The 10557-nt window shown below is 35.7% G+C and carries 10 protein-coding genes; 1 reads left to right on the top strand and 9 read right to left on the bottom strand.

Annotated features, from left to right (window positions below; all coding sequences use genetic code 11):
- The coding region (locus BLW74_RS22715) for a hypothetical protein (RefSeq protein WP_228424973.1) at nt 1-189 on the top strand (189 nt) is incomplete at its 5' end.
- Nucleotides 190-352: 163 nt separating this feature from the next.
- Here BLW74_RS22715 and BLW74_RS19415 read toward each other — a convergent pair.
- From BLW74_RS19415 to BLW74_RS19375, 9 genes are all read right to left on the bottom strand, one after another.
- On the bottom strand, nt 353-1033 hold the full coding sequence (locus BLW74_RS19415; protein ID WP_089695242.1) for a hypothetical protein: 681 nt from the start codon (nt 1031-1033) through the stop codon (nt 353-355).
- A 7-nt stretch (nt 1034-1040) separates the two neighbouring features.
- Nucleotides 1041-1904: a dTDP-4-dehydrorhamnose reductase gene (gene rfbD / locus BLW74_RS19410; protein ID WP_089695239.1), complete on the bottom strand. Its 864-nt coding sequence runs from the start codon at nt 1902-1904 to the stop codon at nt 1041-1043.
- Between the two features lie 47 nt (nt 1905-1951).
- Nucleotides 1952-2437: an acyl-CoA thioesterase gene (locus BLW74_RS19405; protein WP_089695236.1), complete on the bottom strand. Its 486-nt coding sequence runs from the start codon at nt 2435-2437 to the stop codon at nt 1952-1954.
- 70 nt (nt 2438-2507) lie between these two features.
- Complete coding sequence (locus BLW74_RS19400) at nt 2508-3011, bottom strand: OmpH/Skp family outer membrane protein (protein ID WP_089695233.1); 504 nt, start codon at nt 3009-3011, stop codon at nt 2508-2510.
- A gap of 66 nt (nt 3012-3077) precedes the next feature.
- Nucleotides 3078-3632, bottom strand: coding sequence for an OmpH/Skp family outer membrane protein (locus BLW74_RS19395; RefSeq protein WP_089695280.1), 555 nt, complete (start codon nt 3630-3632; stop codon nt 3078-3080).
- 8 nt (nt 3633-3640) lie between these two features.
- Nucleotides 3641-6175, bottom strand: a complete 2535-nt coding sequence (bamA, locus tag BLW74_RS19390; protein ID WP_089695226.1) for an outer membrane protein assembly factor BamA — start codon at nt 6173-6175, stop codon at nt 3641-3643.
- Between the two features lie 28 nt (nt 6176-6203).
- Entirely contained in the window at nt 6204-6953 is a 750-nt protein-coding gene (locus BLW74_RS19385; protein WP_089695224.1) for an isoprenyl transferase, read from the bottom strand.
- Between the two features lies 1 nt (nt 6954).
- Nucleotides 6955-7845 carry a type IX secretion system protein PorG gene (gene porG / locus BLW74_RS19380; protein ID WP_089695221.1) on the bottom strand — a complete coding sequence of 297 codons (891 nt, stop codon included), beginning with the start codon at nt 7843-7845 and terminating at the stop codon, nt 6955-6957.
- A gap of 213 nt (nt 7846-8058) precedes the next feature.
- Complete coding sequence (locus BLW74_RS19375) at nt 8059-10557, bottom strand: exopolysaccharide transport family protein (protein WP_089695217.1); 2499 nt, start codon at nt 10555-10557, stop codon at nt 8059-8061.

Below are 10557 nucleotides of genomic sequence, written 5' to 3'. Positions count from 1 at the left end.
TCCTATACTCCTGCGCTCCCTGTAATTGGGACTGCGAAGATAATAACTATTTTTAAAACCACAACTCTTTTCTCAAAAAATTTAAAAGTTTTTTTTAGTCTCTCTTATGAAGTATCATCATGTTTATGCTTATCTAAAAGCTCTCCTGCGCTTACTGATCAACTCTCGTTTTCAGTGGGGCAAAGATAACAACTTATTAACACGCAAAACAAGTTTATTTAACATAAAAATTACCTTTTGTTCATATTCAGCCCTAAGAACCTGATTCAAAGGAAGAAAAATTTTAAATAAAAAGCCCTCAATTTAAATTTATATAAATTAAAACCCACAATATGCTTATTATAGTTCTATTTTAAGGTTTGCTTTCCTGGTAGATGGCACTTAAGAATTCTGCATAGGACTTTTCAAGACCAATAATATCTCCTGATTTAAGGTTTAAACCACCCGATCCTGAATTATCAGACTTTACTTTTAAAGATGAAATCTGAAAATAAACATTATCTTCATTGGCTTTGGGCTGAATTTTAACGGTGGAACCTAAAAGCTTCTTGGTTGAAATAGTGTATATTTCGCCTGGGATTACTTTTAACTTTAAAAATGATCTTGGAGAAATGGTATAATCTTTACGATTGATGCTTATTTTCTGATCTTTTTCAGAGGAAGCGAAAATATACATCTCTCCGTGACGGGCGGTTAGTTTTTCTTTAGGGGTATAATATAATGCTACTTTATAATTGGCAGCATTAAAAGCCTGAGGTGTTCCATCAACATTTTCAAAAGGTCTTAACTGAAATGTATTGGCTCCGATCTCTTTTGCTTTTTTATAAACCAATGAAAATATCAATGCATCATCTTTTGAAAATCCCTGAACTTCTACTTCTCCCAAATAAACAGCATCTTCTGTAGCATCTTCTTTTCTGTAGAAAAATTTGTCTGTATTATCGTTTGTTTTCTCCACTTTTGTAAGATAAACATTCTGTGCACTCCAAAGCTGGATACACAATATAGAAAAGATGATTGCGATATTCTTCATATATATATTATTGTTGTGAAAGTATGTCAATACATTCTTCCAGGCTATTTTCCCAATGTTTGGGTTCTATTGTATACGCTTTTTCTATTTTATCCAGAGACATTGTACTTCTGACAGGTCTTTTGGCTGGAGTTGGATACTGTTCGGTAGTTAAAGGATTTAATTTTACCGTGGATTTTGAAAACTCGGCAATTTTTTGTGCGAATTCAAACCATGTTGTTTCCGGATAGTTTGAGAAGTGGAAAATCCCGTATGTTTTCTGTGGAGCCTTTATGATCTTGATGATAGCTTCTGCCAGATCATTTGCATTGGTAGGCTGCCCGAACTGATCTGCAACAATTCCTAATTCTTTTTTCTGCGAGAACAGACTGAGCATTGTTTTCACGAAGTTTTTATTAAATTCCGAATACAGCCATGAGGTTCTCAGAATAATTGTTTTAGGATTAATTTCCAATGCCAGTTCTTCTCCTTTTCTTTTTGATTCTCCATAAATACCTATTGGATTGGTAAAATCGTCTTCTGAATAGGGAAGATTTGTGGTTCCGTCAAAAACATAGTCTGTTGAAACATGAATCAGGGTAGCTTTATAATCTGCACACGCCTGGGCAAGGTGGGCTACACCGTCCGCGTTAACTGCAAAGGCTTTCTCTTTTTCAGTTTCTGCCAGGTCTACTGCTGTGTATGCTGACGCATTGATGCAGTAATCAGGCTTATTATCATAAAAGAAGTCATTCACCTGGTCTTCGTTGGTTACATCTAAAGTAGACGAGTCTGTAAACAAGAACTCATATTGATTTTCGAAGTCAGGAGCTATTTTTCTGATGCAGTTTCCCAATTGTCCGTTGCTTCCTATTACTGCTATTTTTTTCATTTATTTATTATTAATTTTAAAACCTGGAATGTGATAAGAATTGCTGCCTAAGAATTTTTGGCATTCTGACTTCTTAAAAATTTTACTCTGGACTGGAAATCCTTCTGAATCAAATCTACGTAAAACTTATCAAAGATTTCTTTGATATCTTGAGGGTGAACCTCAGATTTTCTTGTTTTAACATTGAAATAAATAACCGTTACCCAAAGTACAGCATGAATTGTTTTTTCATCTAAGCTTTTCATCAGTATTTCCACTTTTGCTGTTCTGTCCTGCACATCGATGGTTTTACTGCTGATGACCACCTGCGTATTGTATCTTACCTCTTTTAAGTAAGCTATTTCATTTTGAATAGCGATCCAGGTGCAGCCGGTCTTCTTGGTATATTCTTCATAGGTAAATCCGTAGAATGTCTCTACATGATCTTCTCTGGCATTGAACATATACTCAAGATATTTTACATTATTCAAATGTCCGATCGGATCGCAGTCACTAAACCTGACTTTTACCGTAGTTGATACTTCTTTTTCCATTCTGCAAAAATAAAAAAACCACCTCTAATAGAGATGGTTAGTTTTATAAATCTTTCTTAATTTGCTGAAATTATTGAACTCCTAGTTCTTTTTTCACAGCTGCAGTAGCATCTGGTCCTGCTTTATAAAGGAATGCAGTTGAGTTAGCATCCATAATATAGTCGTATCCGTTAGCTTTAGCTACTTTTTCTACTGCGTCGTTCAGTTTTTTCTCAACTGGTCCGAAAGCCACATCTTGCTTAGCCTGAAGATCTTTCTGAGCTTTTTCCTGCATTTGCTGGATTTCTTCAGATAATTTTTTCATTTCAGCTTCTCTTGCTGCGTTTTCGTCAGCTGTTTTTTTCGGAGCTTCTGTTTGGTATTGCTGGAATTTAGTTTGAGCTGCATCAGCTTTTTTCTTAATCTCAGCTTGTTTTGTATCTAAGAATGTTTTCAGATCAGCATCTGCTTTCTTTTTCTCCGGCATAGCGTTAAGAACTCCCATTACATCTAAAGTAGCAATTTTTTGAGCTTTTGCCATACCTACAGATACAACCATCATTACTGCTGCAAATAATACACTTAATTTTTTCATAACTGGTAAATAAATAATTTAATTTGTTTTTAGATTTTAAAATAGAGCAAAAGTTAATTTTTTAATTTATTTTTTTCCTTTGCTAGTTGTTTTTTCTTTCTTGTCTGTTCCTTTCAACAGAATAGACAATACTTTTTCGGTGTAATCATATTTTGACTGAAGGAAAATAACACTAATGTTATTGCTTTTATCAAGAACTATGCCCAATCCATTTTTTTCGGACATTGTTTTGATGGCTCCCCAGATCTGATCCTGAAAAGGCAAAACAAGGTTTGTTCTCAGTTTTGTAATTTCACCGTTAGCTCCAAAACGTAAGCTGGTAGTTGTTTTGATATTTTTATCAAGGTCTACAACTTCTTTTTCTCTTAATTTAAGCTGATCTCCTATCAATAATACTTTTTCACTTTCAAAAGCGGCCTTTTTTCTTTCATATTCAGATTGAAGGTTCTGAAGTTCAGACTCCCAGGTATCGATCTGAGAATTCAGTCTTGCTTCTGCTTCTTTATACTGAGGTAATTTATTTAAAATTTCATTAGTATCCACTACTCCTATTTTTTGGGCATTGTTGAGTCCAAAAAGCAAAAGTAATATGAATGTGAAAGTTATTTTAAAGTGCTTCATATTTGTAATTATAATGTTTGGTTCATCAAGAAGTGGTTTCTCCATCCGGACTTCTCACCTGATAATGTTTTATCAAGACCTAAGGCAAAGTCAAATCCGATCAATCCAAATGCTCCCATGTAAACTCTTACCCCTACTCCGACTGATCTTTTTAACTGGAATGGGCTGTAAGAACTCCATGAGTTCCATACGTTACCGCCTTCAGCGAATGTAAGTGCATAGATTTTAGCAGTCTGGCTCATTGAGATCGGGTATCTTAATTCCAGGGTAAATCTGTTATAAATGGTACCCCCACCTGTCTGCGTAATATCTTCGGCCTGTCCTCCTTCTGTAGTAGCGTTTTCATATCCTCTTAAAGGAATTAATTCTCTACCGTCATATCTTCCTCCGAAAAGACCTGTACCTCCCATGTAGAATCTTTCAAATGGCGGAGCACCCAACTGTTTGTTGTATCCGTCCATGAATCCCATTTCAGCAGAAGATCTAAGGACAAGTTTTCCGATGATTTCATTATAAACATCTGCTTTAAACTTAATCTTATAGAATTCCATCCACTTATACTTGTCAATAGCTGACATGCTGGAGTAATCTTTCTTTTTAAACAATGAGTATGGAGGAGTCAGTTTTGCTGAAAGCTCCACATTGGATCCCATTGTAGGGAAGATTGGGTCAATACCTGCAGAGTTTCTACTCAACCCTAAGTTAATACTGAAGTTATTGGCTGAACCATAACTCTCTGTAGTTTTTCCAAACTGGAATGGATAGTTATTGAAGTCATACTTCTGGAACTGTAATCCAGTATAAAGCGAGAAATAATCATCCGGCCAGTCTAATCTTCTGTTTAACCCAACTGAAGCGGAGAAGATATTAAGCTTCTGAGCGGCTCCGTATTGATCTGTATATCTTACTCTGGAGTTGTTCAAACTTACAGAAAGGGCTGTTGGCTTTGTACCAAATAACCATGGTTCTGTAAATGATACTCCATAGTTCTGGAAGTACTGTCCTGCCTGCACCTGGATAGAGAAGGTTTGCCCGTCTCCCTGAGGTACCGGTTTGAAGTCTTTAAACTTCAGGAAATTTTTTAATGAGAAGTTATTAAAAGTAAGTCCCAGCGTACCGATGAAGCTGTTCCCACCGTACCCTGCCTGCAGCTGTACCTGGGAAGAACCTTTTTCTACCAATTTCCAGTTAATATCAACAGTATTGTCTACCTGATTTGGCTGGATATCCTGGCCGATCTGCTGAGGATCGAAGAATGACATCCCTGCTAAATCGAAATATGTTCTTTTAATTTCCGTTTTCTTGAATAGCTCTCCCGGCTTTGTTCTCATTGCTCTTAGAATAACGTGGTCATGGGTGGTGGTATTACCCTGCCATGTTACTTTGTTCCAGGTAGCCTGCTCACCTTCATTAATTCTAACTTCAAGGTTTACGGCATCTCCGGATACTGATTTTTCAACCGGTGTAACGTTGGAAAACAGGTAACCATTGTTCATGTAAACAGATTTGATATCTGAGTCATCTTCCTTACCTCCGTCTTCTCCAACTTTTTTGTTGAATCCTACCGCATCGTAAATATCTCCTTTCTTATATCCTAATAATCTCTGTAAGTATTCTGTAGAGTACACGGTATTACCGGTGAACGTAACATCCCCGATGTAATATTTTTTACCCTCGTTAAGCTTTACATTGATTTCGTAGTTATTTCTTTTGTTTCTCCACACAGAGTCTGAAACGATTTTTGCGTCTCTATATCCCAGGGAGTTATAATAGCTGATCAGGTTCTGCTTATCTTCCTGATATTTATCTTCGATGAACTTTGAGGATTTCAAAATACCGCCGATACCGAAACGTTTTTGTTTTGTTTCTTTGAAAGCTTTGTTTCTAAGCTTGCTGTCGGTTACATTTTCATTTCCTTCAAATTCAATATGGTCAATTTTAATTCTCTTACCCTTGTCTACATTGATGGTCCAGTCTACTAAAGCAGGATCTCCTGCATTCACTTTATCCTGAATGGTGATTTTAGCATCAGCAAAACCTTTTTTAATGTAATCTTTCGGAACATTGGTTTTAAGGCTTGAAACTAAATTCTGAGTGATCTTAGTTCCCGGTTTAAGGTTATTATCCTTTGCCAGTTTTTCGCTTTTAGATTTACCGATTCCTTTTCCTGCGAATTTTACTTCTCCAAGTTCTTTCAGATCCTGAAGGTAAAATCTCAGAACGATAGTTTGTCCTTCAACGCTTTGAACATAAACTTCCACTTCAGAAAAAGATTGGGTATCCCAAAGTTTCTTTACAGCATTGCTGATTTTCTGTCCTGGAATATCTACACTTTCTCCTTTTGTAAGCCCTGTAAATCTTAAGATCTGAGCGGGTGTATATTTTTTTACCCCATCTACAACGATGTCTTTAAGTGTATAAGTTCCTGCCTCATTTTCTGCATGTACAGCATTATTTACTTTTGTGCTGTCTTGTGGAGTTACTTGTCCATAAAAATGTGCAGAAGCAGCAAACATCATGATGGGTAATAGTCTAAACTTCATTTTATCGAGTCTTTCTTTTCTTAAAATTTTATTGGCCTTTTACTTGCTCACCGGTTAAACCGTATCTTCTTTCCTTATTTTGATAATCGACAATACATTGGAAGAAGATATCTTTGGTAAAATCCGGCCATAGAACATTTAAAAACTGTAATTCAGCATAAGCGATCTGCCAAAGCAGGAAGTTGCTTATTCTGATTTCACCGCTGGTTCTGATCAGTAAATCTACAGGAGGAAAATCTTTTGTATAAAGATAGCTTTCAAATAAACTTTCGTTAATATCTTCTACTTCTACTTTTCCTTCTTTTACATCAGAACTTATATTTTTCACGGCTTCCAGTATTTCATTTTGTGAGCCATAGCTTATCGCCAATACAAGGTTTCCTTTTGTGTTTTCTTTTGTAAGTTCTACCACACGTTCCAACTGCTCTTTTACTAAAGCGGGCAGTTTTTCAAGGTTCCCTATAACATGCATCCTTAATCCTTTGCTGAAGATTTCTTCCGCTTCCAGCAGTAAGGTTTCTACCAGCAGGTTCATAAGGGTATTCACTTCTTCTGTTGGACGGCTCCAGTTTTCCGAAGAGAATGTATAAAGGGTTAAGTAAGGGATATTAATCTCATTACATGCATTAATGGCATTTCTTACTGCATTAATGGCATTTTTGTGACCGAACGTTCTTTCTTCGCCACGAGATTTTGCCCATCTTCCATTACCATCCATAATGATGGCTACGTGTTTTGGTAAATTCTCAGAATTTATTTTATTTTTAATCAACGACATATTATTCACAATAACACGGAGGTCTTCCGAACGAATACGTAAGTCCTAAACTGAAAGTATTCATCCAGTCTTTGGATCTTCCATCTCCGATATTTCTCTTATTAATAAACTCTGCTTCTCTTTCTTTAGAAACCGCGTAGTAATTTCCTGACTGCAATAATGAACCGCCCGTGGCAGGATCCAGAATATCAGCATTATAAGAAGTTTTTACATCTTTGGAAAGGATCTTGCTGTGATCCAACTGATCCGTTAATGTATATCTGAATGTAGCTTCTGCAAATATTGCCCAGGTGTGGTTGAATTTATACTTCAAACCTACCCCGAAAGGAATATGCACGGTTACCTTTTTTCCCAATGAATACTCTGTAGTCGTGGTAAAATCCAATTCATTGATTGGAGCCTGTGCTACGCCATCTGCATCTCTTCTGAAGTCATTGATAAGAGTTGCTTTAGGAGCATCAAACATCAAGGCACCAACACCACCAAAGATGTATGGGCTCAGCATGCTGATCTGCTCGTTATTTACCGGAAAAAAGTTATATTCAAACATTAAACTCGCTTCGTATACGTTATTTTTACCGTATGAATTTCTATTTCTTCTATAATCTTCTTTTGCCGCTTTGTCACTAAACTGAATCTGGTTATATCCTAAATCCAATCTAACAGTCTGATGCGGGTTAAAATTAAATCTGTATAATATACCACCATAAAATGGGATGCCCCAATCTGACGTTCTGCTTAAATCCAACGGCTTTTGTAAAATATAATTTGTCCTTCCTACATCTCCCACTAGGTTACTCATACCTAGACGAACTCCCAATTCGTTTCTTTGTGCTTTAACACTTACCACTCCAAGGAAGGCAAGGAAGCTAAACAATAATTTTTTATTCATAAAAGAATATGGATTTATGGTTATTTTAAAATTTAATTTTTGCAAATATAAAACATTTTTATATTAATGATAATCTTAATGTTTAGTTAAAAATAAACAAAAAAACATAATTTGTTATAAAGTAAACGGCAAAGTGGCAAAAATATTCTTTTTTTCATAGAATGAAAATACCCTAAATATGAAAAAACCCCCATTAAATGGAGGTTTAATGCTTTATTTTTTATTAAATAATACCTGTACTTTATTTCTTATTCTGATCAATAAAGGCTCTTTATAATTTTTATCTTCATCAAAATATCCATAGCCGTAACCATAGCCGTAGCCGTAACCGTAGCCATAACCATAGCCCTGTTTTGTATTATAATCATTATAAACAAGTCCAAGATTATCAATTTCGCCATTATGATACTTTTCCGTAATCATTTTCAGCATATATTTTTCTGTGTATTCGTGACGTACGACATAGATGTTGGCATCAGAATGCTTCATAAGTTCATATGAATCTGCCACAAGACCTACGGGTGGCGAATCTATAATAATAAAATCGTATTTTTCTTTCAGTTCTTCTATAAATCTGATATTTCTCTGGCTCATTAGAAGCTCGGAAGGATTGGGCGGGATAGGTCCTGAAGTAGCAACATCCAGATTCGGGATTTTTGTTTTGTTGAGAATCTGATCAATACCTACTTCTCCTGTAAGATAATTTGAAATACCATATTTATTATCAATCTTGAAATCTCCGAAGATTTTTGGTTTTCTAAGGTCCATCCCTAATAAGATTGTTTTTTTATCACTCAATCCTATTACAGATGCCAGGTTGATGGAAACATAAGTTTTTCCTTCCCCTCCGATGGATGATGTGATCAGGATAACTTTTCCTTTCTCGGTTTCATTATCCATCAGAAATCTCATATTGGCTCTCACTCCTCTGAAAGCTTCTGATACGGATGATTTCGGCTGCTCCAGAACAGTAAGCATATTTTCATTGCTATTGTTTCCGATAACTCCAAGAAGTGGAATTTTCGTAGCGCTCAGCAGCTCTTTGATATTTCTTATTTTACTATCAAGCACTTCACCAATCAGAATAAATAAAAATGGCAGCAGCAGTAAACCTGAAATGATGAGCATTTTTGTCAGTTTTACATTAGGACCAATCGGGCCCTGTCCCAGATTTTTTGCGGGGTCAATAACTGTGATATCAGATTTATTGGTTGCCACGTTCATCTGTGTTTCATTTTGTCTTGATAACAGGCTGTTATACGTAGACTCAATCATGTTATACCCCCTTTCTGCATCCAGATATTTTCTTTCTTTTTCAGGAAAAGTGGCTAAATCCGAATCGGCATTGGCTATTTCACGATCAATTTTGCTGATCTCATCATAATATTTGGTATAATAATTCTTTAAGCTGTTATTGGAGCCCAGTTTTGCTTCGCTGATGAGCCTGTTGATCTCCTTCATGGGTTCAGAATTAGGCTTGTAGATGGAAGCCATCTCTTGTCTTTTTGCATACAGAGCTTTAAGCTCACTCACGGTAGCAGTAAAGAAACCATCTTCAAAACCGGCCGCATTGGTGGCAATCATTTTGTCAAAATTCTGCGATTGAATGGTATTTCTGATATTGTTCAGTGAACTTAGTTTGCTTACAATATCAGCTTTTTTCGTTTCAAGATCTTTTATTTTGGCTAAAGACCTTTCGTCACTGTCTTTTATATTATAAAGCTTTTCAGATGTTTTTAAATAGTTTAGTACAGCAGCGCTGGAATCAAGCTTTTTACGGATATTATCAAGATTTCCCTGCAAATAGACTTCTGTGTTCTTATTAACAATATTTTTATCTTCGAGTCTTTTTTTCTGTAATTCATTCACTGACTTATTCAGGAAGTTCACAGTACTGTTTAGATTATAACCACTTTTGCTGATAATCATAATGGTACCGATCTCCTTATCAAATTCCACACCTATGGTAGAAACAATATCATTTACTGTTTGGTTAACAGAATTTAAACTAACAATAATATTATCAAGCGCCATTTTAGTGGCATTAGGATTCTGTACCAGTTTAAATCTCAGATTTGGAGAGGTATACCATTCATTAACCTTAATGATTTTATTAGATGGCCTTGCATAATTATTGATATTCTGAAATCCTTCTGTTTCGTAACTATATAAGTTGGTAGACTGCCCTTCTTCAGGCAGCACTACTTCATAAGTTCCATTACTTTTTGGCAATAAGGTGATTGGATAATTAATCTGCTGAAGATGTTTTTTATCAATTTCAAGAGAAACCGGCGAGTCATCTTTATCCAAATAGGTAGATTTGATTGATCCTTTTGTAGAATAATTGATAAAAAGATTGAGTTCTTTAACCAAAAATTCGTTATGTGATCGGGAAAGCAGCATTTTCTTCAAATAAATTCCATCCTGATTTCCTCCCTGCCCCCAGATAAAATTGATGGATTGGTTAGGCGTAAAATAACTTGAGGTATTGTTGGATATACTTAAAGATAAATTGGAAGAATATATATTCTGTGCATAATATTTACGGTACACCCAAGAAATAGCGTACCCAAGAAATAGCATAAGGACAAACCAATACCAGTTTCTAAGAATTCTTCTTAAAAAATGCTCTATATCAAACAATGCAAAAGAGCCGAATTTCTCTTTCTGAACATCGTTTTTCTCTGCTTGCGTGTCTTTTCCAGGGATCAT

This window comes from Chryseobacterium culicis (genome assembly GCF_900108365.1).
GTDB classification, from domain to species: Bacteria; Bacteroidota; Bacteroidia; order Flavobacteriales; family Weeksellaceae; genus Chryseobacterium; species Chryseobacterium culicis.
Note: the sequence above shows the minus strand (reverse complement) of the source record. Positions and strands in the feature narration are given on the sequence as shown.

Bases quoted from the DNA above. Each gene is read 5' to 3' on its own strand.
- BLW74_RS19415 (WP_089695242.1), bottom strand. From the start codon at position 1,033: ATGAAGAATATCGCAATCATCTTTTCTATATTGTGTATCCAGCTTTGG.
- rfbD (WP_089695239.1), bottom strand. From the start codon at position 1,904: ATGAAAAAAATAGCAGTAATAGGAAGCAACGGACAATTGGGAAACTGC.
- BLW74_RS19405 (WP_089695236.1), bottom strand. From the start codon at position 2,437: ATGGAAAAAGAAGTATCAACTACGGTAAAAGTCAGGTTTAGTGACTGC.
- BLW74_RS19400 (WP_089695233.1), bottom strand. From the start codon at position 3,011: ATGAAAAAATTAAGTGTATTATTTGCAGCAGTAATGATGGTTGTATCT.
- BLW74_RS19395 (WP_089695280.1), bottom strand. From the start codon at position 3,632: ATGAAGCACTTTAAAATAACTTTCACATTCATATTACTTTTGCTTTTT.
- bamA (WP_089695226.1), bottom strand. From the start codon at position 6,175: ATGAAGTTTAGACTATTACCCATCATGATGTTTGCTGCTTCTGCACAT.
- BLW74_RS19385 (WP_089695224.1), bottom strand. From the start codon at position 6,953: ATGTCGTTGATTAAAAATAAAATAAATTCTGAGAATTTACCAAAACAC.
- porG (WP_089695221.1), bottom strand. From the start codon at position 7,845: ATGAATAAAAAATTATTGTTTAGCTTCCTTGCCTTCCTTGGAGTGGTA.
- BLW74_RS19375 (WP_089695217.1), bottom strand. From the start codon at position 10,557: ATGATCCCTGGAAAAGACACGCAAGCAGAGAAAAACGATGTTCAGAAA.